Consider the following 23561-nt stretch of genomic DNA (forward strand, 5'->3'; position numbering starts at 1 on the left):
TGAAAGAAAGCTATTGGTGGTGGCATTCCTAATCCTATAAAGTTTCAAACCATGTTTTGCTAGAATTAGGTTTGAAAGAGCTATTAATAAACAAATTAATATTAAAAAAGATATGTTTCAAACCATGTTTTGCTAGAATTAGGTTTGAAAGTTCTTTACTTCTAGTTTCGCCAACAATAATTCTGTCGTTTCAAACCATGTTTTGCTAGAATTAGGTTTGAAAGCAATATCAAAGAAGACAAGGCAATGTTTGTTTGTGTGTTTCAAACCATGTTTTGCTAGAATTAGGTTTGAAAGTAGCCAATTATAGAGACTACTTCTTTAGCTGTTTGGTTTCAAACCATGTTTTGCTAGAATTAGGTTTGAAAGATTAAAACTCCGCATTCAAGACCAGCGTGAATGCTTGGTTTCAAACCATGTTTTGCTAGAATTAGGTTTGAAAGAGCTAGATAAACTTGTCTAGCTTGTAAGGATTTGAGCTAACTTAAAGTTTGCTTATTTTTCCACTTTGAAAATTTCGGCAAAAAACAGCCGTTTTGTGGAAAAATAAGAAAAATTTAAGCTTATGGTTAAGAATTTTAGCCTAATATATCAACTCAAACCTAATTCTAGCAAAATATTTAAGAGTTTGAAATCACCACAAGGTTGGTAAAATATCGGGCAACTGGCTTAGCCACCCCGATAAATCTTATTAGTTAATCTTTGCTAAATAAAATTCCATTAAAACATAAATTTAGGAGAAATCATGAAAACTCACATTAGTATAGATATGGGAGCGAAAAATAATGGGGTGTTTTTAGCTCATACAAAAGATGGCAAGATTATAGATAAAACTGCTACGAATTATATCTTTGAACCATCTTCTATAAATTTTTTAAAAAAAGATAGAACCAAGAAAAGACATCAAAGAAGAGGTTTTAAAAGAACAAGACTAGCTAGAAGGCTTTTAGATGAAATAATCAAAAAACTTAAAAAGCAAGATTTAAGTCAAGCTGAATACGAGTTATTATACGGATTGCTTAAAAATCGTGGGTTTAATTATATAAATATAGAATTTGAAAATGATTTGAGTGATGAGAGTTTGGAGATTTTAAACGAAATTGATGCTTATGAGTTTAAAAACTGCGTTAGTAAAAACGATTATGAGTTAAGGCTTTCTGAGATTGCTAATGAATATGACATAGATGAGTTTTGCGAGTTTTTGGCTAAACAAGTAGCGTTGATAACTCAAAAAGATGAAAATGACAAAGATATTTATAAGATAGCTGATAAAAAATCAATTTTACAAATGTTTGAAGCTTTAAGAAATGAAATGCTTAAAAACAATAAGCATAGAGAAAGATACCTAAAAGATATAAAAGAGCTTTGTCAAGGTGTGGAATTTAAAAGCGTAATTTCAAAGCTTAACATAAGCGTTAATGAGTTTGCTAACATTATCGGCAATATTTCAAACTATCAAACAAGGGTTTTAAGAAGGTATTTTAATAATAAATTTGATGATAATTTTGATGATGAAAAGCTAAGACTACAAAGCATAAAAAATATAAATTTTCTTAGCTATCAAGGCAAAACCGAGCTAGAAAATAAACGCATAATGCTAGAAAATCTAAAAAACTCAAGCTATGAATATCTATGCAAAAACGACCCAAAAACAAGCATTCCACCATATGAGAGAATGAATAATAAATCTTTGCAAACTTGTAATGTCTTAATCTTAAAAGATAATCTTAGCAAAAGTCTAAAAACTTGCTTAAAACATATCCTAGAAAATCCAAATTTTTCAAGCCTTACTATGGATGAAAATGGCGTTATCAAAGAATATAATGCACTTGATGAAAATGAATTAAAAGTAGTTTTTCAAAGATTTTTAGATATATCTAAAGGATATTTAGAAGATATTAAGCTTTATCCTAGGGGGTTTTATAAATACGCTAAATATTTTAAAGATACGATATGTTTAAATGATAGCGATTTTGATACCTTACAAGACTTTGCAAACAAATATTATGATGAATTGCTTTTGGCTAAAAAGGGAGTATTGTCAAACAAACTTTTAAAACCTTGTGGCTGCCATACTCCATATAAAAACAATCTTAAACATACTCATCTTAGTATTTTGTGGGCTAAACCTAGTGGATTTAGCGAAGATGATGTAAATACATTCGTAGAGTTTATAAACAATAAAGCAAATAAAATTAAAGGCAATACTACTTTAAAGGGCTTTTTAACTCATCTTAGTAAAACGGCTAAGGCTTATCAAAACGCCTTTTATAAAGCCTTGGAAGATGAAAAGGCGTTGCTAGAAAATAAAACCACAAATGATAAAGAGTTAAAAAAGATTTTAGAGCAATATGAAAAAGCCTACGAGCTAATAACAAGCCAAGAGATATTTAAAAATGTAGCTAAAAGCGATAAGTTAAAAACTATGATAAATCAGCTACTTCAGACTACAAACATAATCTTAGATGATACTAAGGGGTTTAACAAGCTTTGCAAGGAGCATTCATTACAAAGCTTGTTAAGAACAAGTGGCGAGAAAGCTATGTGTTCGGTATTTGGCTCTGATAGCGCAAGGCTTATAAATGGTAAGGTGGAGATGTATATTGATAGGCTTGCTTATGAGATTGTAAAGGATATAGACTTAAGCAAATCAAAAGAACTTCACGTAAATATAGAGCAAAATGCCTTTAATTTTGAAACAGCGGCAGAAAAGCTTAAGCTTACTAAAAGAAAACCAAAAGAGCATTTTGTGATATGCCCTTATAGTGGGGAAAAGCTAAATCTAAATAATGCTGAATATGATCATATCTTACCAAGAAGTAAATGTGAATATAATTCAGAAGCGAATTTAATACCTGTAAAATCATACGAAAATCTTAGGAAAAAAGATGCTTATATGATGTTTGATGCTTTGCATGAAAATTATAAAAACAATCTTTATAAACAATGTAAAGTAAGCAATGAAAAAGAGTTTAAAGCCTTTATAAATGATACTTTAAGCAAAATAAACCCAGATGATTATACAAACTACAAAAACCTAAAATACTATGAGCAAATCGCCTTTAGACACGCACTTTTTATGCCTGATGAGAGCTTTTATACTAAAGCCTTAGAATTATTAAAACAAGATAAATTAAAAACCACAACCAACGGCACTCAAAAACGCCTTGCTAAACTAATAGTTCAAAAGGCACTAGCTAAAAATAAAGATTTAAATATTTATGTAAAATTCGTAGATAGTAGGCTAACAAGTGCTATAAGACATGAGCTAAGCAAGAATTTACCAGAGTTAAAAAAGGAAGAAAAACAGCAAAGTCATAGCCATTGTATAGATGCTAGTGTGGTGTTTTATATAGCAAATGCTGCAAAAGATAGTAAAACTACCATTATAAACGATATATCAAATAAATTTGAGCCAAAATATGATTTTAATGAGATTTATCTACAAGAAAGCATTATGAAAAGCCCAAAAAGTAAGGTATATTTAGAGCTAGAACAAAAAGAAATCTCAAGAAAACAGCTTTTTAAGGATACGATTTATTCGCTTAGATATGAAAAAGCTGAAAGTTTGAGTGATGAGCATGTAAGTATTTTAAAAGAGCTTGATTTATTAATGGAGGTTAAAAAACTTAAATCAGTGAAAGTGCATATAAATACCAAAAAGGTTTTCGATTTAATCTTTGCAAGTTTTAAGGCAAAAGATATAAAAACGCTAGAAAAAATCAAATTTTTGGATAAATTTTTGGTATCAAGTGTGAGAAAAGATATTTTGGATATATTTTTTGATGCTAAAAACAAAGAATTAATCAAGCCAAAAGATAAGGGTGCGAATATAGAAAAATTCTATGAAATCCTAGTAAAAAATGGTGTAAAAGATAAAAGTGAAGTAGAAAAAATCCAAAAACTTTATATAGATAGTTTTTATACAGGCAATCAAAAAAATATAAAAAGAGCTAGAGATAAACGCCGTGTTACATACTCGCTAAGTGTGGCTGGTGGGGCTAATTTTGTAGTGCGTAGAAATACGGGTTATGAGGGTTTAGCAAATGAAAATATCGCTACTAAAAATTATTTTGATAAAGATAAAATAGTGGGTATAAAATATTACACCAAGAATGTTTTACCTTGCAAGATAGAGGATATTATTAAGATTTTATCGCTTAGCGATAACGCTGCTGAGATTTATAAACTTAGCATTACTAAAGACTTACCGCAAAAGATAATTAAACTTGAGTATGAAGTGAGTCAAGCTGATAGGCATACTGTTAAAGTATATTTTGATAAGGTTAAATTAGGCTATGATTTAAATATTTTTAAGGGTGATTTGAGTTTAAAAAACGAAGAATGGGTAAAGTTTTGTAATGAGTGCTTAATAAGCGAATTCGCAGAGTTTTTAGGTAAGCCAAGGGATTATAAAGCTAGTATTATTTGTGATAATTTTAGTGTTTTGGGTTTTAGCTACTCAGCAGATAGGACTTCAAAAGCAAATAGAGAGATTATGAAAGATAATATATGCTAAAACATCTAGTAGTGGATAGCTACGGGGTGTATTTAGGGTTAAAATCAGCAAGATTAATAGTCAAAAAAGATGGAGTTTTATTAAAAGAATACCCACTTAAAAACCTAAAAACCATAAGCATAAAATCTCGTGGAGTAGGGCTAAGTAGTGATTTAGCCTACGCTTGTGGGATGCGTGGAGTTAAGATATTTTTTAACGACTTTAAATCTCATTTAGCCCTACATACTTTGCACGAACATAAAAGCGTAAATGTGATAAAACATCAGATTTTAAGCGAGCAAAACGGAAAAGACCTAGCCTTAGCAAAAGAGCTAATTATAGGTAAAATCAAAAATCAACGCTCTACGATTTTATACTTTTCAAGACATAAAAACCAAGAAAAAGCTAAACTCATCTCAAACAAACTCTCGCTTTTAATAGGAGAACTTAAAAAATTTAAGCTTAGCAAAGATGAGATTTTTGGTATAGAAGGAAGTGCTGCGGCTATGTATTTTAAATATCTTAGCGAGTGTGAACTTTTAGGCGATGAATTTATAAATCGCACGGGCAGATTTGCAGAAGATAATATAAACAAAGCCTTAAACTATGGTTATGCGATACTTCAAAATCACATTTATAAATGCGTGATAAACGCTGGACTTAATCCTTATTTTGGGGTGCTTCATAGCCTAAGAAGTGCTAAACCATCGCTAGTTTTAGATATCATGGAAGAGTATAGAAGCTTTGTAGTAGATAGAAATGTAATCAAATTAAGCAATCGTCTAAAAGGCGATTTTGCCGAGCATAAAAAATTCATAGCACAACAAATCATAAATTCTTTAAGTAAAAAACTAAACTACAATCACTCCAAACTAAGCCTAGAAAGTATTATGCAAAGGCAAGTTTATAAGCTTAGTGGTTTTTTGTGTGGTGCTAATAATTATCATTCTTATGTGTTTAGGTGGTAAATGTATCTTGTAAGTTATGATATTGAAAATACAAAAAATAGAACAAAACTTTTTGAAGAATTAAAAGATTTAGGGCTTTTAAATATCCAAAAATCAGTTTTTTATGGAGAGCTTAGCAAAAGTGAGATAAAGGTGGTAAAGGAACTTTTTAAAAAGCTTTGTGGTGATGAAGACAAGGCGTTTTTATGTAGATGCAAGATAGATTTAAATGATACGCACGGATATAAAAAGGCTGATTTAGAGCAAGTGGAGTTTGATTTTGTATAAATATGTTTGCGGAATTTAAATAGGATTTTTATGGAACTTTTAAAGGCTAGTTTGATTAGGCAGTTTGTTTTTTGTCCTAGGATATTTTATTTTTATAATTTTTGTGATATTACGCCAAAGTATCCTAAACATGTGGATTTTGGTAATGAATTTCATGTAATTCAAGATGAGCTTTTTAAAAGTCGCACATTTGCTAAGTTTGGCTTAAGCGAATATAAAGCCTATAAAAATCAATATTTAGAAGATGATGAGCTTTGTGGGGTTTGCGATATGCTTTTTGTTGGAGAGAACGAAGTGGTGGTGCTGGAGTTTAAACATAGCGATAATCTAAACCTTAGCAATGGGGCAAAAATGCAGCTACTCGCATACGCAAAAATGGCTAGTAAAACTTACGCTAAACCTTGTGTAAGAATGATTTTATGCTCATCAAATCATCTAAAGCATAAGGTTTTTAAGGTTTTTCCAGATGATTTTGCTAGGCTTAATAAGATTATAAAAGATATGAAAAATCTTTTAGATAACGGAGTTTTTCCAAACAGCAGTGCCAGCCTTAACGCTTGTAATCAGTGCGAATTTTTTAATTATTGTGATGATAGGGAGTGAATTTTATTTATAATTAATAACAAAAGAGATTTTTATATTATGCGCTTGTTTTGGTATTTTGTTTTTTATTTTTTTTATTGTTTGTTTTGTTTCTTTCATAAATATTTCATGCGGACATTCGGTTATGTTTATGCTTAAACCATCTTTACTCACAATGAAATTCCCAGCAACTTTTCCTTGAATATTTAGCAATTTTGCTTTTTTAGGATATTTTTTATACTTATTTAAAAGAGCATTAATTTGCATTGCTAATTGCTGATTGTTATTACCATTACTTGCGTTGTTTGTTATATTTTCACCGTTTGTCGGACTAGGCTTTGTAATGTTGTTATTTCCTAAATCTGTTGGTTGTGATTTTGCTTCAGTTTTACTTATATTTTGTACTTTTTTAGTATGTTTTTTTACTATTTTTTTGGGCTTTATTTCTTTTTTAATACCTTCATCTTGAGGTATTTTTTTTACTACTTCTTCTACTATGGGTTCGGGTTTTATAAAGCTAAAATTACCAGCATTCATATTGATTGCATTTTGCTTACTTAATTCTTCTTTTTTATCAAGTTTAATATTTAGCACAGCATAAAGTTGTAAACAAAAAACTATTATAAAAATTATAGTAAATCTCATTTTTCAAGCCTTGTAATAATTGAGTAATTATTTATATTGTTATCTTTTAGTATTTGAATTACTTTTATGAAGTCTTTAAAAAATGTTTCTTCATCGCAGATAATATTAAGCTTTTCATTTTTATTTAAAAGATTTATTAATTCATCAAGTAAAATTGTATTTTCGTTATATTTTAGCTCTCCTAATTTATTTATTATTAAAACATTTGCATCTGTATTTGCTTTAATTTCGCTTTTGCTAATAGGTGGACTTACATCAATGGCTTTGTATTTTACAAAACTTTGTACGCTAAGAGTTATTATTATAATTACTAGCATTACATCAATTAGTGGGATTATATTTAAGGTTGGCTTATTCATTTGCTTTACTTAAAAGATTATTTATTTTTTTATATTTTACATAAAGCTTTGCGTTACATCTATCAAAAATATTAAATAAAACTAATGCAATTATTGCAACCACAAGTCCGCCCGCAGTAGCCTTTAAAGCAGCACTTAATGTACTTATTATTTTTTGAGTATCATCAATATTATTAAATCCCATCATAATGCCAAAAACAGTTCCTAATAAACCAATATATGGGGCATTTTGAGCTATTATTGAAAGAATAATAAGATTTTTACTAGTGCTTAGTTCAAATTCTTCTAAACTTTTATAATTTTCGTATTTAAAAAAACAATAAAAAACAACTCTTTCAAGCATTACAGCAATGCTTAAAGCGTTCATAATAGCTAAAATAGAAAAAACTATAATATCAACCTCGTATTCTAAATGTAATAATTCAAACATTAAAAATTCGCTCCTATTTCAAAATAAAACGCTCTTCCTTGTAAAACACTATATTTTCCTTGAGGCCTTTTTGTGTTAAATACATTTGTTATATCAATACTTGCATAAGTATCAACTTTTTTAATTTTTTGTTCGTATTTAAACTTTAGGTCGTATAAAATGCTAGATTTTTGATGTGTAACTTCATAAGCTTTCATCTTTGTTGTATCGTTTAAAATATAATCATATGAGTTTTCATAATCAAAACCTGCTTCATAATGAATAAAATTTACTAGCGTAAAATTATTGTATTTATGAGTTGTAGCAAGTCTTAAAGTCCAAGGTTTAGAAAAGTTTAATATAGGCTTATTTTCTATTTTTATAACTTTTCCTTCCCACATAATATTTTCTTTATCATATACCCTTCCATTTTTATCAGGCATTGTGCTGCTATCAAGTAAGCTAAAAAGGTCGGTTGTGTAATCTTGTATATTTTTTTTATGTATTGTGTAATTTGCTATTAGGGCAAAATCATTTTTGATACCAAAAATATCAATATTATTTGCATTTGCTAAGGTTAAACTAAAATTATGATTTTTAATTTTGCCAATATTTGCATAATATGTTTTTTCCTTTCCATCAGCTTCAATTATTCCTAATCTTTTTGACTTTGCTGTCATTATTTGCTCTTTTGAATTTCTAAAAACATATTTAAAGTCAAAATTAAAATTAGATATTTTTTGATGATATAAAAACGCTATTTCATCATCATAAGGAGTTTTTAATTTTTTATTACTCATTTTAGCTTCTTTAAAATCCGCTATTAGTTTCCAAGAATCTTGAGCTGTTTTTCTTGTGTATGTTTGATTTGATGAGGAAATCATAGAATTTAAAATATAAGCATAAGGCATTCTTCCATAATATCTTGCATAGCCAAGTTTTATTTTACTATCATCGTTAAATTCATAACTTGCTTTAATTCTAGGGGCTAGATTAAAATTATTATATAAATCATTATAATCAGCTCTAGCACCAAATCTAAAAGTAAAATCATTGTAATTAAACTCATCTTCTAAATAAAAAGCATAATAATTTTGTCTTATTTTATGCAATGTGCCATCATATTTTAGCAAGGTAGATAAAAACTGACCGCTATTATTAAAAGAATTATCCTTTAAACAAGCTTCATCATTAGCTAAACAATCACCCGTTAATTTTGTAGCTCTTGCATAAATTGCAGCACTTGGGTCTATTTGATGTTTAATGCTGGTTTTATCAAATACAAAACCGCTGTTTAAAGTGTTGTTATCAAAAAAATATTTAAAATCAAAATCTAGCGATAGGGTATTTTGCTCCTTATTTACTTTAGTAGTTGAACCTTCTTTTGCTATTTTAGAATTACTCCAATTATTTATATTAGAGCTTTGCCATATTTTCATAATGCTAGTATCAGATTTTCTATTATAATTAAGCTTAGAATAAGATATGTTTGAATCTAATTCAAAGATATCATTTGAGTAAAACAAGTTAATTTTAGAAATTAAATTGTTTTGATTTAATTCATAGTAACCATTTTTATTATCACTTGCATTGTATTGTTCAAAGCTTGGTGCGTAAAAAATGCTAGGTGTTAATATATAATCATTATTAGTTATGTAGTTTAATTTTAATAAAAGATTTTGATTAATATTTTTAATTTTATATGTATTTTTATTAAAAGTATTGCTAGGCTTTGTTTTAATACTTCTTAAATCTGAAAAATTAAATAAAATTCCCAATTTTTCATTAAATTTTCCAGATAAAGCAAAATTGCTATTATATTTTTGCCATGTCTTTGAACTTGTGTTTGATAAGTCGTTTTCATAAGTAGAAATTCTTGCTTGGCAAGATTTATCGCTATAATCACAATCAGGGTATAAGGTTTTAGTTAATTTGCTAGATGTAAAACCAAAATTAATATATCCGCTAAAATCTTTACTAGGATTTTTTGTTTTACTATTAATGATCCCGCCTGTAAAATTACCGTATCTAGCAGGGATAAAACTATCTAAAAGCTCTATATTATCAAGAATATTTGTATTTAAAAAAATCCCTTGTGATGGGGTGCTAAATTGTCCTTTATCATCTAGGGCAGTATTTGAACCAGCTGGGTCAATATCGTTTGTAATACTAATACCATCAAGAGTAAAATTATTTTGATAAAAAAGGCTTCCGTTTATGCTTATGTTATCAGGTTTTATGTTTGCGCCATCAAAGCTTGAATTATTGCTTACATCAAAACTAACATTTGGATTATATTTTAAAATTGAACTTATGTCTTTATTTGCGTTTGTTATATTGTTTAAAAATTCTTTATTGTAAATATTATTTTCAATTATCGGAGTAGAATTTGTATTAAATACTTCAATTTCTCCCACATTAATCTGTGCAAGTAAGTACTTTGATAAGAGAATAAAAATTAAGCTTTTTTTCATTAATACTCCAAAATAATTAATATGATATTATAATGTAATGAAAATTAAAATCACTTTAAAATTAAATAAATATTAATTATTTTTTTTATAAAGTCTTTGCAAATTTTTATCTCTTATGATTATGCTAGATTTTTTGATTTTATTAAAATATGTATCAATTAATACTAATTCAATATTGTTTTCATATTTAAAAATACTAAATTTTTTACAATAATTTGTAAGACAATTAGTATTTTCATCAATATCAAATTCATCGTAATTATCCATATAATAATCTTGCAAAGATATTGAACTCTCTTTTATTAGTGTATATTTTTTTGCAATTTCTTGTTTAAGAATATTGTAATCTTTGTTTATTTCATATTTTATTTGTTTTAAAGTATTGTTTTGAAACATAAGCCATAAAAAATAATTTTCATTTCTTATCACACAGGCAATACTTCTTAAATTTTTATAAGCATTTTCTTCCTTAAACATTTTTTTAAAGATACGACCTTTTTGATTATTTGGTAAGAATAAAGAGCGTAAATTACAGTTGTATGGCTTAGCTTTTGCATATTCGTAATTAAAAAAAGCTTCTACTTCACTACTATTAAATTCATTTATTTTTAAGCCAAAATCATAAGCATTTATGTTCAAAATAAAACATAAAGATAATATTATTTTCTTCATTTTTTTGCCTTTAATCTATCGTAGTTATTACAAGATGTAAATACTCGCAATTTACAAGCTTTTTTATAAAATTCTTTTGCTTTTTGCAGATTTTTTTGCCTTTCATAAATACTTGCACTCATAGCACAAGCGATATTATGATTTAATTTACAAGCTTTTAAAAAATACTTAAAGGCTAAGGATAAATCATTTAAATTGTATTTTTTAAAATAATAAAAATAAGCTAAATGATAACAAGATGCAGCGTAATTGTTGGTACAAGCTAGTTTGTGATATGAAATAATTTGTTGAAAATCACTATTTTGCATATCAAACTGCCACATAGTAGCAAGTTCATAACAAGAAGCGTAAAAGCCTTTTTTGCAAGAATAATCATAATATTTACTAGCTTTTTGAAAATTTTGTTTTGTATTAGCAAGAGCGTATTTGTAAATATTTGCAATATTATAACAACTGTTTAATTTTCCTAATTTACAAGCCTTTTTAGCATATTTTTTTGCCAAGACTGGGTCTTTAAAAACCATCATTGCATTAAAATATGTCAAGCTTAAATTATGGCAAGCTTGAGCATTATTTTTATTGCAAGCAATTTGCAAATATTCTCTTGCTTTTAATAAATTTTCTTCTTTATTGCTATTTTCTAACAGTTGTTTTGCCAATTGCAAACAAACAGAATTTTGTTTATAACAATCCTTAGCTATGTCGTTACTTGCTAATAAATAAACATAAAATAAAAAAAATATTAACTTTTTCATATTTACCACTTTTTTATTTTAAATATTAATAAATAATTATTAATATCATTATAAAAAATAAGGAAATTATTTTGAGAAAAATTATTTTAGTATTTTGTATGTTTTTTGCTTTAATAACTGATGAAATAAATATAGCAAAGATAAGAGAAAATATTTTTAATCTAAGCGATGAAGAATTAATAAAATCAGCAAAGCTATTAAATCTTGTTCCAATTCCTAGCAATAAATATGAGTTAGAAGAGTTAATTAAGAATATTAGTCCTGATTATGAAAAATACCCAACAACAGATAAAAGAATACAATTAGGAAAAAAACTTTTCTTTGACCCAAGACTTTCAAGAAGTGGAATAATATCTTGCAATACCTGCCATAATTTAGCCTTAGGCGGAGTTGATGGAATTGGTGCTAGTACAGGACATAAATGGCAAGCAAATTCATCGCATCTAAATGCTCCAAGCGTTTATAATGCTGTATTTAATGCTAGGCAATTTTGGGATGGTCGTATAAATCATTTAAAAGAACAAGCAAAAGGTCCATTACAAGCTAATGTAGAAATGGCATCTAGTAGTGATGATTTAGTAGCTAAAATTAAAAGCATACCTGAATATGTAGATGAGTTTAAAAAGGCTTATTCAAATGATATAGATATTGATTTTGATTTAATAGCAGCAAGTATTGGTATATTTGAGCGAACTTTAATTACGCCATCAAGCTTTGATGAATTTTTAGAAGGCGATATAAATGCTTTAACGAGTACGCAAAAGCAAGGTTTAAAATTATTTATAAACAAAGGTTGTGTGATGTGCCATAATGGGATAAATATTGGCGGAGCTTTTAGAGGTTTTGGCTTTAATAGATACCAATATGTAAATTATGGAGATTTTAGAGGCAATGAAAACAATAGAGTAAAGGTTCCATCGCTAAGAAATGTAGCAAAAACAGCACCTTATTTTCATAATGGCAGTGTATGGACTTTAGTAGAAGCAGTTGAATCTATGGCTAGAATTCAACTAGCTATTGAATTAAGCGAAGAAGAAATAAAAGACATAATTGCCTTTTTAAAATCACTTAGCGGTAAAATGCCACAGATTGTTTATCCAGAATTACCAGCTTCAAGCGATGAAACAATACGCCCAAGACTTGATTATTAGTTTTAAAAATAAAATTAATAATTAAGCCCAAATTCAAACATTATATTTCTACCCATAGCATAATCGTAAGAAAGTTGATTATTTACTTTGCTCGCATTGATTTTATTTTTTGTATTTAATAAATTTTCAATATTAATATTGCTAAAAAATTCTATATTATTTTTAATTTTATGTTTATATGAAATATTAATATCCCAAGTAAAATAATCATTTAGCTTAATAAGCTCATATTCTTTTATAGCTTCTATTTTATTGTAAGTACTAATTAAGGCTTTTTTGTTAGGTATAAAAGTTAATAAATTAGTAAAATTTAAATCATACTGCATAAGTTTTAAATTGTGCATAAAAACAATCTTGCATTTATCGTAATAATCAATAATAGGCAAGTCTTTTGATAAGATTATTTGATTATTGTATTTTACCTTTGTATTTCTTTGCCTTTCATCGCTTTTATAATCTTTAAAATTGGATTTTTTATTTGTATAACTAGCGCTTAAACTAAAGTCGTTTAGGAGATTTAATAGTTTAATGCTATTTATATTTGCAATATCAAAAGAAAAAATATCAGCCTTACTCTTTCCATAATTTGTATAAACTTTATAATTTGATGTTAGTCTTTCATCATTTAAATCATCTAAAGCTAAACTTTCTTTATCGCTTAATACAACTTGATTTTTTGCAAGTCTTTTTATATATTTAAAAGCTAAATTAATATTATTAATTTGCGCTCTGTAAAAAATACTAAATTCATCATTGTATGGTCGTTTTAAGTCTTTAAAATTATATCTATCCTTTACAAAGCCTGTTGCTTTAAAATCTTCATCTGGAGAATTTCTACTAAAAAATTGAGTGCGTGAGTAGATTGCATCATATAATTTGTATGCAAAAAAACTTTTTCCATAATATCTATTATACCCAGCGCCTAAAAAATTACTTTCATCTTTTAGAATATCAAATTCAGCCACTGTTCTTGGAGCTATGTTGAATTTGTTTATTAAAGCATCATAACTAGCTCTAGCGCCTAGCCTTAAGTTTAATCTTTTATATTTTATTTCATCTTCTAAGTAAAAATCAAAATCATTAGCACTAATGCTTTCTTTAAATATAGGAGTAAAGGTTAGCCCTGCTACATATTGCCCTTTAGCTTTATTGCCTTGCCTGTCAGTTACATCGCCCATTAGGCAAAACATATCATCGCTTTTACAAGTATAATCATTAGCTATAATTTTAGGGTTATAATATTCTCTTAATTCTTTAAGCGCATTATAACTTGCTTTTTTATATTTTATTTGCAAGCCTGCAATAAGATTATGCTCTAAATTTTTTAAAATATAAGCACTTTCAAAATCTAGCTTGTAATTTAATTCTTTTGTACTTTCTTTAATATCAGAATATCCACCTTTACTAGAATATATTCTTGTACCCCAATTTGCAACATCATTTGTAAAAAAAGCAATTTTTATGTTTTTATCAAAATATCTTGCATTTTCTAAAAGACTATAAGATAAACTATGGCTTAATGAAAAATTATCATATTCGCTAAATAACTCAAGATTGCTAATTATACCGCCAAATTTTGCTTTTAGATTAGAATCAATTACCCCTTCTAAAAAACCTGTATAAACGCTAGGAGCATAAATTATGCTAGGTTTTAAAATGTGATTGTCAAAAGCAAGAAAAGCTTTTAATAAAAAATTTTCATTTTTTCTACTTTGATTAGGATAAAAATAATTTTCTTTTAAAACTGTTTTTTTTGTTGGCATTTTTATTTTTGAAATGCTCTTAGAATAATTAAATAAAAATCCATAATTATCATTGATTTTGCTTTCTAAATAGATATTATAATTTTGCTTTACAAAGTTTTTATTAAGATTTTTGCCAAAGGAATTTTCATAATCGTTTTTTTTGTTTTCATCTATTATTATTTTGCTTAAATTACCATCAGTATAGCTTGTAAAAATACTTGCTGCAAATTTTTTACTAGGGTCTTTTAATTGTGCATCAATTACCCCGCCTTCAAAATTACCATATTTTGCACTCACATTACTATCATAAACATCTATGCTTTTTAATAAACTTGTATTAATTGAACTAGCTAAAGAGCCTAGCACTGGAGCTTGCCAAAGAGAAAAAGCATTTATGTTTTTATCTCCTAAAGGATTTATTATATTATCAAAAGAAGCCCCATTAATTAAGAATGAATTTTGATAAAAAGCTGCAGCGTTTATACTAAAATCTTTAGGGCTTATACTTGATACATTTGTGGAGATATTATCATTTAGATTAAAAGAAATATTAGAATTTTGTTTTATGCTTTCATCTATTCTTTGTGTTTTGCTATCTTTAAAATTATATTCTTTTGTACTTAAAAAAGAAGAATTAAAGCTATGATTTAAGTTTGTATCTATAACTTCAATTTCGCCTACATTTAATTCATTAGCTTATAATAACAAAGACATAGCAATAATAATGCTTTTTTTCATATTTAACCTTTATTTAAAAAAAGCTAATTATTACTAAAAAAACTTAAATAAAATTGATAATAACTTTAATTATTCATTTAAATAATCCTTAAGCATTAAAAATGCAGCTATGCTATCTTGTTTGCCATCCTTTTTTTTAGAATTTATGATTTTACTAGCATTAAAGCTTGTAAAACTCTCATCGTGAAAAACAATATTTTCAAATTCCAATAAAGTTGCAAAATGCTTTGCTCTTTTTTGCATTTCATCAAAAGAGCTATAGCCCATAGCAACACCAATTACAACTTTTTGAATTTTGTATGTGTTGATTATTTCTTTGATTTGATTTGCTGCTTGAGTTCTATTTTTTCTTAAAACAGCTTCCTTTGGCATACAAATTCCATTTAAGCAAAGTGCAATGCCAATTCTTTTAAGTCCTAAATCTATTGCTAAAATATTCATAAACTTCTTACTAAAACCCCATCAATTACTACTTTATTTTCAAGCTCATAATCATAAAGTACATCACCAAATTTGTTTAATACTTCATCAATATTAGCACCATTTTTACAAAATTCTAAAAGCTCATCTTGATTTTTTTCTTCATTAAAATATAAATTATATTTATCCTTTATATATTCACAAAAATCATCAATATCATAAATAATTTTTGCCTTATTGTTTTTTATAAGTTCGTTTGTGCCATTGCTTTCACCAACCCTTTGTGCTAAAACAAAAAGTTCTTTGTTTAATTTACTAGCCCAAACAGCACTGTTTAAAGAACCGCTTTTATAATCAGCTTGAGCTATTATTAAAATATCACTTAAGGCTACTACTAAGCGATTTCTAGCTAAAAAATCGTATTTTGTAGGCGAATGATTATTTTCATTTTCGCTTAAAGCTAGTGCCTTTTCGTAAATATTTTTTATTGTTGTTTCATTGGATTTTGGATATATCCTATCAAGTCCATTTGCAAAAATTGCAATGGTATTAGGCATTGCAGCTTGTGCAGCACAAATATCAACTCCAATAGCACCGCCGCTTACAATACACATTCCCATATTGCTTAATTTTTTTGCTAAAAGCAAAACACAATTTTTAGTATAAACGCTCATTTTTCTTGAGCCAACTATGCTTATTTTAGGCATTTTTAATAATTCTAAATTACCTTTGTAATTTATATTTTTAGGTGCTTTTTCAAGCTTTAAAAACTCATCTATAATCATTATAAATATCGCTAATATAAACTAGCCTAACCTTAGAAAAATCATATTCACTTATTACCTTTAAAGAAATATCATGAGGATGAGCAATTGCTATTGCAAAACCTTTTTTTAAAGCAGTTTGCACAGCTAAATCAAGTTGTTTTTTTATATCATCATATTTTAAGGAATTATCTAAAAATACATCTCTGTGAATATAAAATTGATTATTATCTTTTACTAAAGCAGGAGCTTTTGTATTTACACTTGTTCTTGAATCTAAAAAGATTAAATTATATTTTTTTAAGGCCTTAAATAACTTTTGCATTGCAGCTAAATCGCTTGTGAATTTTGAGCCTGTGTGGTTATTTATAAAAAGCAAATTAGAAAAATCTTTTTTAATATTTTTTATTCTTTTTTCTATTGTTTCATATGTGTCACTTGTTTTTAGCGTTAAAAGTTCAGGGCTATTAAATTTAATAGCTTCTAATGGAAGATGGATTAAATATTCTTTAAATTCTTTTGCATAGTCTTTTGTATGCGGGTGATTTTTATCACTTGGAAAAAAACTAGGGTTTAAAATTTTACCATTGTTAATAATATTTTTTATAGCATCACTTTCTTTTTTGCTTGCTACATCATCAATTATTATTGCTAGTTTTACTTTATTTGTGTTAGAAAAAACAGATTTTTCTTTTTTTTCTTCATCATCATTTAAGCAAGTTGGTGCTTGAACTTTACATTCATCATCGCTTTCATAATCTTTATTTTGTGAAAAGATATCGCTAAAGGATTGATTTAGATTTTTAGATTTTTCTTTTGTTTCTTCAAAATGTGTTGGAATTTTTACTTCTTTTTGTACTTTGTTTTGTGTTTTATTTTGTATTAAGTTTTGTGTTAAATTTTGTGTTTTGTTTTCATTCTTTATTATTAAATATCCTAAAGATGCAACGCATAAAATTACAAAAACCATACTTATAAAAAATAGTATGGTTTTTGCTTTATTGTTTTTTTGTGTTTTTTTCTTTTTTGCCATTAGTTTTTATCTTGGTCAATTATTTTATTTGCTTTAATCCAAGGCATCATAGCACGAAGTTTTACACCAGTTTGCTCAATTAAACTAGCTTTAGAAATATTGCGTCTTGCATTCATTTTAGGATAATTTGCACGGCTTTCTAAAATAAAATCTTTAGCAAAAGTGCCATCTTGAATGTCTTTTAATACCTTTTTCATAGCCTTTTTGCTTTCTTCAGTGATTATTTTTTCACCAGTTACATAATCTCCATATTCAGCAGTGTTTGAAATAGAATATCTCATATCAGCAATTCCGCCTTGATACATCAAATCAACAATTAATTTCATCTCATGCAAGCATTCAAAATACGCCATTTCAGGCTCATAACCAGCTTCTACTAAAGTATTAAAACCAGCCTCAATAAGTGCAGTTAATCCACCACATAAAACTGCTTGTTCGCCAAATAAATCAGTTTCAGTTTCATCTTTAAAAGTAGTTTCAATAATAGCAGTGCGTCCGCCACCAATAGCACTCGCATAACTTAATGCTAATTCTTTTGCTATTCCACTTGCATTTTGTGCTACTGCGATTAAATCAGGCACACCGCCACCATTTACAAACTCGTTTCTTACAGTATGACCTGGTGCTTTTGGTGCAATCATTATTACATCTACACCTTTTGGTGCTGCAATTTGTCCGTAATGAACATTAAATCCGTGTGCAAAAGCAATAGCTTTTCCATCGCTAAGATTTTCTTTTATTTCTTCATTAAAAATTTTTGCTTGAAATTCATCAGGTGTCAAAATCATAATTACATCAGCTTTTTTACTAGCATCTGCTACGCTTAAAACTTCAAAACCTTTAGCACGAGCTTTATTAGCTGAAGCACCTTCTCTTAAACCAATCACAACTTTAACACCGCTATCTCTTAAATTTTCTGCATGTGCGTGTCCTTGAGAGCCAAAACCAATTATTGCAACAACTTTTTTTTGAATTAAGCTTAAATCACAATCACGATCGTAATAAACATTAACTGCCATTTTTCTTCCTTTTTATTGAGATTAATTTAAATTATAACTTTTTTGGTTACAATTTTTGAAATATTTCTTAAAAAGGTTAAATAATATGCAAGAATTTATTTTAAACAAGATTAAAATGCTTCCACCTTTAAATGAAAGCACGATTCAAATCCAGCAAATTTGCAATAGTGCAGATGCTTCAATTGATGATTTATCAAAAGTGGTTGAAAAAGACCCTATGCTTACAGCAAATATTTTAAAATCAGCTAATTCTCCTTTATATGGCTTTTCAAGAGAGATTAATAATGTTAAATATGCTGTAAATTTATTTGGTATGACTACCATTAAAGGTTTTGCTTTAAATGCTGCTGTTAAGAATTCTTTTAAAATTGATTTAAGTGCATATAAATTAAATGAGGCAAAATTTTTAGAACTTTCAACTATGCAAAATTCTTTAGCTATAAACTGGCTGGCTAAAGCAGGTGAAAGTATCAAAAACACTATTATTCCAGCTTCGTTTATGCTAGAAATAGGTAAAATAATAATTTCAAGTGAATTAGCAGAAAGAAATATGGTAGCTGAGTTTTTAAGCGGTTTAGAAAATATCCAAAATCCAAGCCAACTACAAGAGTATGAAAGACAAATAATAGGTTTATCTTCATTAGAAGTTGCTGCTTTAGTGTTTGATAAATGGAATTTAGAAATTGATATGATAGATTCAATTAAATATGCGCTTGATTTAGATAATGCTCCAAACGATATAAAACAAAAAGCAAGTGCTTTAAATATAGTTTTAAATTTAGTAAATATATTTAAAGCTTTTGATGAAGAAGAAGTTAATGCTTGTATTAAATTAGCAAATGATGAGAATTTATTTAGCGAAGAATTAAATAAAGCTATAAGCATATTAAATCAAAATGCTTAATTTTTTAGAGAAATTAGAACTTGGAGTTAATTATGATGAATTAAACTCCAAGCAAAAAGAACTTGCAAAAATTTTATTAAAAGAAAAAATAATAAGCGAACACAAAAAAATCCTTTATTTAAATAATTTATTTGTGTGGGGAAAAATAGATTTAACTAAAAATGGCGATGCTTATTTGCTTTCTACTCAGACGAAAAAAGACTTGTTTATAAAGGCAAAAGATTTAAATTCTGCTTTAAATAATGATTTAGTTTTTGTAAAGCAAAAAAATCATTCTAATGCTAGTGTTGTATTGGTTTTAAAAAGACAAAGTGAATTTAGCATTGTACTTACTCAAAAGTTAAAAGGACTTATTTTCGGTAAATGCTTTAATACTGGTTTATTAAGACAGCTAAAAGCAAGTCAAAAAAGTTTAAAGCTTTTACCGGTTGGAACAGTTTTAAGAATAAACAATGAAAATAATGAAATTTTAGAAGTTTTAGGGCATATTAGCGATGATTTAGTTGATGAAAAAATATCAATGGCTTTATTTAATAAATTTGAAGAATTTGATAAAGCTAGTTTAGATGAAGCTAAGGCTTATATATTTGATATTTTACCTAGTTATTATCCAAATAGAAAAGATTTTAGCTCTTTAGCCTTTTGTACAATAGACCCAATTCACGCAAAAGACTATGATGATGCTATTTATTTTGATGAAAAAGAAAATGCTTTATATGTAGCAATTGCTGATGTTAGCGAGTATGTAAGCGCATTTAGTGCTTTAGATAATGAAGCTTTAAGAAGGGGATTTAGTATTTATTTTCCACATAAAAGTATCCCAATGTTACCTAGAATTTTAAGTGAAGGAGCTTGTTCGTTAAATCCAAATGAAAATAAATTAGTTTTAGGCTTTAAAATTATTTTTGATAGTGAATTAAATGTGCAAAGTGAAGAACTTTTTAGTGCGATAATAAATTCAAAAAGAAGATTTAATTATGATGAAGTTGATGAATATTTAAAAAACCCTATTGACTTAAAAGAATGCAATTATATTTATAAATTAAATAAAGTTACAAATAAAATAAGAGCAAAAAGGCTTAAAAATGGTTTTAATTTTGATACAAAAGAGCTTAGATTAGAATTAAATAAAGAGCAAGAAATTATAAATACATATTATGAAAGTTCAACCCCGTCTCATTCATTAATTGAAGAATGTATGCTTTTAGCAAACAAAGCAGCAGCAAAAAGATTGCAAGAAGTAGGTATTTTTAGAAATCACGAAAGTCCAAACTATCAAAAAATAGCAAAAATGTATGAAGAATTGCAAATTATTGGAATTGATTTTAGCCCTACAAATTCCTTGCACGAAAATATAATTAAAATTCAACAATTAGCTGATGAAATAGGGCTTAGAAGTGAAGTAGATAAAATAATAATTCGTTCTTTTAAAAAGGCTTGTTATCAGCATAAAAATTTAGGGCATTTTGCTTTAGGTTTTGAGCTTTATACTCATTTTACTAGTCCTATTAGAAGGTATTCTGATTTAATAGTACATAGATTGCTAAAAAGCGAAAATGAAAAAATGTATAATTATTTATGCGAAGATATTGCAAATAAAGCAAATTCAATTAGTGATTTAGAAAGAAGCGCTCAAAAAGTTGCCCTTGATTTTATTGATAGAAAATTTGCTCGTTTTGCAAATAAGCGTATAGGATATATGTTTAAAGCAATTATTGTAAATGATGAAGATAAAATGAGCATTGCTGTACTTGATGATGAAGTAAAAGGAGCTAGAGTGTTTTTATATAACAATTGCTTTCCTATTTTTTCTAATGTTATTGTGCAAATTATTGAAGTGGATTTAATGAGTGCTAGTATTTTTGCAAAGGTTATAAAAAATGTATGAAAAAGATTTTCCTAGAGTTTTAAATCAAAAAATTGATTATTTTTTTATTTACGGCAGTTGCGAATTAAGCTTATTTTTAAGATTAGAGCAATTAAAAAAGAAATTTTCTTGCGAGCAAAAATTATTTTTAAGTCAAAGTGATTGTTCTTTAAATACTGCTTATGATTTTTTATCTCAAAATTCTATTTTTTCTAATAGTAAATTATTAATAATTGAAAGCACTAAAGCTTTAAGTAGTAAAGATTTAAAAGCATTAATTAGCCTTTGCGATGATGAAAAAAAATTAATTTTTTGCTTAAGAAATATAAAAGCACAAGCAGATATAGAAAAAGTTTTTAATGGTTATTTTTTAAGAGTTTTTGATAAAAAAAATACAAATGAAAGAATGAATATTTTAAATGATTTTTGTGCTTTTTATAATATTAAAGCAAGTTATGAGGCTTTATTATTTTTAGAAAGAAATTATGAATTTGATATTTTTAAGGCAGGTTGCGAACTTTTAAAATACAAGAATTTAAGTTTAAATATAAATGATTTAAAAGAGCAAGTTAGTGAAGATGATTTTATTAATTTTGATGATTTTTTCTTTGCTTTTATTTTTAATGATGAGGTAAATAATTTAATTTATAGCATTGTAAATAGCGAAGACAGCATAGCTTTGTTAAATAAATTATATTCTCAATTTTTAAGATTATTTAGCATTATTGCTTATGTTAAAGAAAACGCAAATATTGATTTTAAGGTATGTTTAGGATATACGCCACCAATTGATGTTTGTAAAAAATTAGAACAAGCAGCAAGAATCATTGATTATAAAACAAAAGATATTTTACTTTTATTACAAGAATGTGAATTAGATTTAAAAAGGCATTCAAGTGATTACTCGCAACAAAAAATGATTTCACAGCTAATAAAATTGCATTTTTTAATAAAAAACTAAGCTTATTAAGATAGTATTTAGTTTTGCTTTTTGCAAAAAAATCCTTGCTTAAATTACAAAGAATTTAGGCTTAATATCCAAAAGGAGAAAATATGAAACATTACGAGGTTTTATTCATCTTAAAGCCAACGCTAACAGATGAAGAAGTAGCAGCAAGAGTTGAGTTTGTAAAGCAAACTTTAGAAAAAAATGGTGCAAAAATTGCTCATACAATGACAATGGGTACTAGAAAATTAGCTTATAAAATTGATAAATATGAGCGTGGAACATATTATGTAATTTATTTTGAAGCACCTACAACATTAATAGCTGAATTAGAGCGTGTTTTAAGAATTACTGAAGATATTATAAGATTTTTAATTGTTAAATACGAAAATAAAAGAGAAGTTAGCGCTTGGGAAAAGCTTGTTAAGGGCGAAAAACCAGGAAAGAAATTTAAAGAAAGAGCTGAAAAAAGCGACAAAGGCGAAAAAGCAAAAGCAGCAGCTCAAAAAGAAGAAGATAGCGAATAATTTAAGGAGTTAGCTATGAATAAAGTTTTTATAATTGGAAGACTTAGCAAAGATGTAGAGCTTAAAGTTATAAATTCAACTGGTTCTGCAGTTGTGAATAATACAATCGCCACAAGCAGATATAGAAGCAATAATGGTGAAAAAATAGAAGAAACTTTATTTATAGATGTTGTTTTTTACTCAAGAATTGCAGAAATTGTAAATCAGTATTTAAGAAAAGGCTCAAAAATTGCTGTAGAAGGCTTTTTGCAGCAACAAACTTGGACTGATCAAAATGGGCAAAATAGAAGTAAGATTCAGATTGTAGTTGAACAGATGGAAATGCTTGATACAAAACAAAATGATTCATCAAATTCTAATTCTTATTATCAGCAAAATAATATGAATGCAAATTATCAAAATCAACAAAATCAATTTGCAACAAACAATTATCAGCAAAATAATAAGTCTTTTAATAATCAAGCACCAAGAGTTCAGGAAAATAACCAATATAATTTATCAAACGCTACTTACACAAAAGATAGCGATGAATTACCATTTTAAAGGATAACCAATGGCAGAAAAAAGAAAATATTCAAGAAAGTATTGCAAATTTACAGAAGCAAAAATTGATTTTATTGATTATAAAGATACATCATTATTAAAACACGCATTATCAGAAAGATTTAAAATAATGCCACGCCGCTTAACAGGTACTAGCAAAAAACACCAAGAAATGGTTGAACTAGCAATCAAAAGAGCTAGAGCAGTAGCATTAATTCCTTATGTATGTGACCGCAAAAACGTAGTTACAAATCCATTTGAAAGTTTATAATATT

General features: G+C 27.2%; 22 protein-coding genes and 1 CRISPR repeat array (1 of these 23 cut by a window edge). Of the genes, 11 read left to right on the plus strand and 11 right to left on the minus strand.

Annotated elements, in window-relative coordinates; genetic code table 11:
* Nucleotides 1-443: a CRISPR direct-repeat array (repeat unit 37 nt; unit sequence GTTTCAAACCATGTTTTGCTAGAATTAGGTTTGAAAG); it begins 1118 nt to the left of the window's first position.
* A gap of 302 nt (nucleotides 444-745) precedes the next feature.
* The 4 genes from CCANL266_RS00660 to cas4 are packed head-to-tail and all read left to right on the plus strand — an operon-like array spanning nucleotide 746 to nucleotide 6336.
* Nucleotides 746-4519 (plus strand): HNH endonuclease domain-containing protein, encoded by a 3774-nt coding sequence (locus tag CCANL266_RS00660; protein ID WP_172229952.1) that lies wholly within the window; start codon nucleotides 746-748, stop codon nucleotides 4517-4519.
* On the plus strand, nucleotides 4513-5466 hold the full coding sequence (gene cas1, locus CCANL266_RS00665; RefSeq protein WP_172229955.1) for a CRISPR-associated endonuclease Cas1: 954 nt from the start codon (nucleotides 4513-4515) through the stop codon (nucleotides 5464-5466). Before CCANL266_RS00660 ends, cas1 begins: the two co-directional genes overlap by 7 nt.
* Nucleotides 5467-5733, plus strand: a complete 267-nt coding sequence (gene cas2 / locus CCANL266_RS00670) for a CRISPR-associated endonuclease Cas2 (RefSeq protein ID WP_172229958.1) — start codon at nucleotides 5467-5469, stop codon at nucleotides 5731-5733.
* A 30-nt stretch (nucleotides 5734-5763) separates the two neighbouring features.
* On the plus strand, nucleotides 5764-6336 hold the full coding sequence (cas4, locus tag CCANL266_RS00675) for a CRISPR-associated protein Cas4 (protein WP_172229961.1): 573 nt from the start codon (nucleotides 5764-5766) through the stop codon (nucleotides 6334-6336).
* A 3-nt stretch (nucleotides 6337-6339) separates the two neighbouring features.
* Here the strand turns inward: cas4 and CCANL266_RS00680 are convergent, their stop codons facing one another.
* The 6 genes from CCANL266_RS00680 to CCANL266_RS00705 all read right to left on the minus strand — a co-directional run bounded on the left by CCANL266_RS00680 (nucleotide 6340) and on the right by CCANL266_RS00705 (nucleotide 11629).
* Nucleotides 6340-6960 carry an energy transducer TonB gene (locus CCANL266_RS00680; protein WP_172229964.1) on the minus strand — a complete coding sequence of 207 codons (621 nt, stop codon included), beginning with the start codon at nucleotides 6958-6960 and terminating at the stop codon, nucleotides 6340-6342.
* Nucleotides 6957-7319: an ExbD/TolR family protein gene (locus tag CCANL266_RS00685; RefSeq protein WP_172229967.1), complete on the minus strand. Its 363-nt coding sequence runs from the start codon at nucleotides 7317-7319 to the stop codon at nucleotides 6957-6959. The genes CCANL266_RS00680 and CCANL266_RS00685 overlap by 4 nt, the downstream gene beginning before the upstream one ends.
* Complete coding sequence (locus tag CCANL266_RS00690) at nucleotides 7312-7749, minus strand: MotA/TolQ/ExbB proton channel family protein (protein ID WP_172229970.1); 438 nt, start codon at nucleotides 7747-7749, stop codon at nucleotides 7312-7314. The genes CCANL266_RS00685 and CCANL266_RS00690 overlap by 8 nt, the downstream gene beginning before the upstream one ends.
* The gene (locus CCANL266_RS00695) at nucleotides 7749-10202 is read right to left on the minus strand and encodes a TonB-dependent receptor plug domain-containing protein (RefSeq protein ID WP_172229973.1); all 2454 of its coding nucleotides are present in this window, start codon (nucleotides 10200-10202) and stop codon (nucleotides 7749-7751) included. Before CCANL266_RS00695 ends, CCANL266_RS00690 begins: the two co-directional genes overlap by 1 nt.
* 72 nt (nucleotides 10203-10274) lie before the next feature.
* Entirely contained in the window at nucleotides 10275-10874 is a 600-nt protein-coding gene (locus CCANL266_RS00700) for a hypothetical protein (RefSeq protein WP_172229976.1), read from the minus strand.
* Nucleotides 10871-11629, minus strand: coding sequence for a tetratricopeptide repeat protein (locus CCANL266_RS00705; RefSeq protein ID WP_172229979.1), 759 nt, complete (start codon nucleotides 11627-11629; stop codon nucleotides 10871-10873). The genes CCANL266_RS00700 and CCANL266_RS00705 overlap by 4 nt, the downstream gene beginning before the upstream one ends.
* A 98-nt stretch (nucleotides 11630-11727) precedes the next feature.
* Between CCANL266_RS00705 and CCANL266_RS00710 the strand changes: the two genes are divergently transcribed.
* Nucleotides 11728-12780 (plus strand): cytochrome-c peroxidase, encoded by a 1053-nt coding sequence (locus CCANL266_RS00710; protein WP_172234331.1) that lies wholly within the window; start codon nucleotides 11728-11730, stop codon nucleotides 12778-12780.
* A gap of 14 nt (nucleotides 12781-12794) precedes the next feature.
* Here CCANL266_RS00710 and CCANL266_RS00715 read toward each other — a convergent pair whose 3' ends face one another.
* The 5 genes from CCANL266_RS00715 to ilvC all read right to left on the minus strand — a co-directional run bounded on the left by CCANL266_RS00715 (nucleotide 12795) and on the right by ilvC (nucleotide 18499).
* Complete coding sequence (locus tag CCANL266_RS00715) at nucleotides 12795-14891, minus strand: TonB-dependent receptor (RefSeq protein ID WP_172229982.1); 2097 nt, start codon at nucleotides 14889-14891, stop codon at nucleotides 12795-12797.
* A 441-nt stretch (nucleotides 14892-15332) separates the two neighbouring features.
* Entirely contained in the window at nucleotides 15333-15704 is a 372-nt protein-coding gene (gene ruvX, locus CCANL266_RS00720; protein WP_172229985.1) for a Holliday junction resolvase RuvX, read from the minus strand.
* Nucleotides 15701-16468, minus strand: a complete 768-nt coding sequence (locus CCANL266_RS00725) for a DNA-processing protein DprA (RefSeq protein WP_172229988.1) — start codon at nucleotides 16466-16468, stop codon at nucleotides 15701-15703. Before CCANL266_RS00725 ends, ruvX begins: the two co-directional genes overlap by 4 nt.
* Nucleotides 16455-17480 (minus strand): divergent polysaccharide deacetylase family protein, encoded by a 1026-nt coding sequence (locus CCANL266_RS00730; RefSeq protein WP_172229991.1) that lies wholly within the window; start codon nucleotides 17478-17480, stop codon nucleotides 16455-16457. The genes CCANL266_RS00725 and CCANL266_RS00730 overlap by 14 nt, the downstream gene beginning before the upstream one ends.
* On the minus strand, nucleotides 17480-18499 hold the full coding sequence (gene ilvC / locus CCANL266_RS00735) for a ketol-acid reductoisomerase (RefSeq protein ID WP_172229994.1): 1020 nt from the start codon (nucleotides 18497-18499) through the stop codon (nucleotides 17480-17482). The genes CCANL266_RS00730 and ilvC overlap by 1 nt, the downstream gene beginning before the upstream one ends.
* A gap of 85 nt (nucleotides 18500-18584) precedes the next feature.
* Between ilvC and CCANL266_RS00740 the strand changes: the two genes are divergently transcribed.
* The 6 genes from CCANL266_RS00740 (at nucleotide 18585) to rpsR (ending at nucleotide 23557) form a co-directional block, all read left to right on the plus strand.
* Nucleotides 18585-19403 carry an HDOD domain-containing protein gene (locus CCANL266_RS00740; RefSeq protein WP_172229997.1) on the plus strand — a complete coding sequence of 273 codons (819 nt, stop codon included), beginning with the start codon at nucleotides 18585-18587 and terminating at the stop codon, nucleotides 19401-19403.
* On the plus strand, nucleotides 19396-21291 hold the full coding sequence (locus tag CCANL266_RS00745) for an RNB domain-containing ribonuclease (protein ID WP_172230000.1): 1896 nt from the start codon (nucleotides 19396-19398) through the stop codon (nucleotides 21289-21291). Before CCANL266_RS00740 ends, CCANL266_RS00745 begins: the two co-directional genes overlap by 8 nt.
* A complete protein-coding gene (locus CCANL266_RS00750; RefSeq protein WP_172230003.1) occupies nucleotides 21284-22231 on the plus strand; it encodes a hypothetical protein in 948 nt (315 codons plus the stop codon). The genes CCANL266_RS00745 and CCANL266_RS00750 overlap by 8 nt, the downstream gene beginning before the upstream one ends.
* Before the next feature lie 92 nt (nucleotides 22232-22323).
* Entirely contained in the window at nucleotides 22324-22743 is a 420-nt protein-coding gene (gene rpsF / locus CCANL266_RS00755; RefSeq protein WP_172230006.1) for a 30S ribosomal protein S6, read from the plus strand.
* A 15-nt stretch (nucleotides 22744-22758) separates the two neighbouring features.
* Nucleotides 22759-23286 (plus strand): single-stranded DNA-binding protein, encoded by a 528-nt coding sequence (locus CCANL266_RS00760; protein ID WP_172230009.1) that lies wholly within the window; start codon nucleotides 22759-22761, stop codon nucleotides 23284-23286.
* A 10-nt stretch (nucleotides 23287-23296) separates the two neighbouring features.
* On the plus strand, nucleotides 23297-23557 hold the full coding sequence (gene rpsR / locus CCANL266_RS00765; RefSeq protein ID WP_172230012.1) for a 30S ribosomal protein S18: 261 nt from the start codon (nucleotides 23297-23299) through the stop codon (nucleotides 23555-23557).
* Nucleotides 23558-23561: the final 4 nt, after the last annotated feature.

Source organism: Campylobacter canadensis (assembly GCF_013177655.1).
Classification (GTDB): domain Bacteria; phylum Campylobacterota; class Campylobacteria; order Campylobacterales; family Campylobacteraceae; genus Campylobacter_E; species Campylobacter_E canadensis.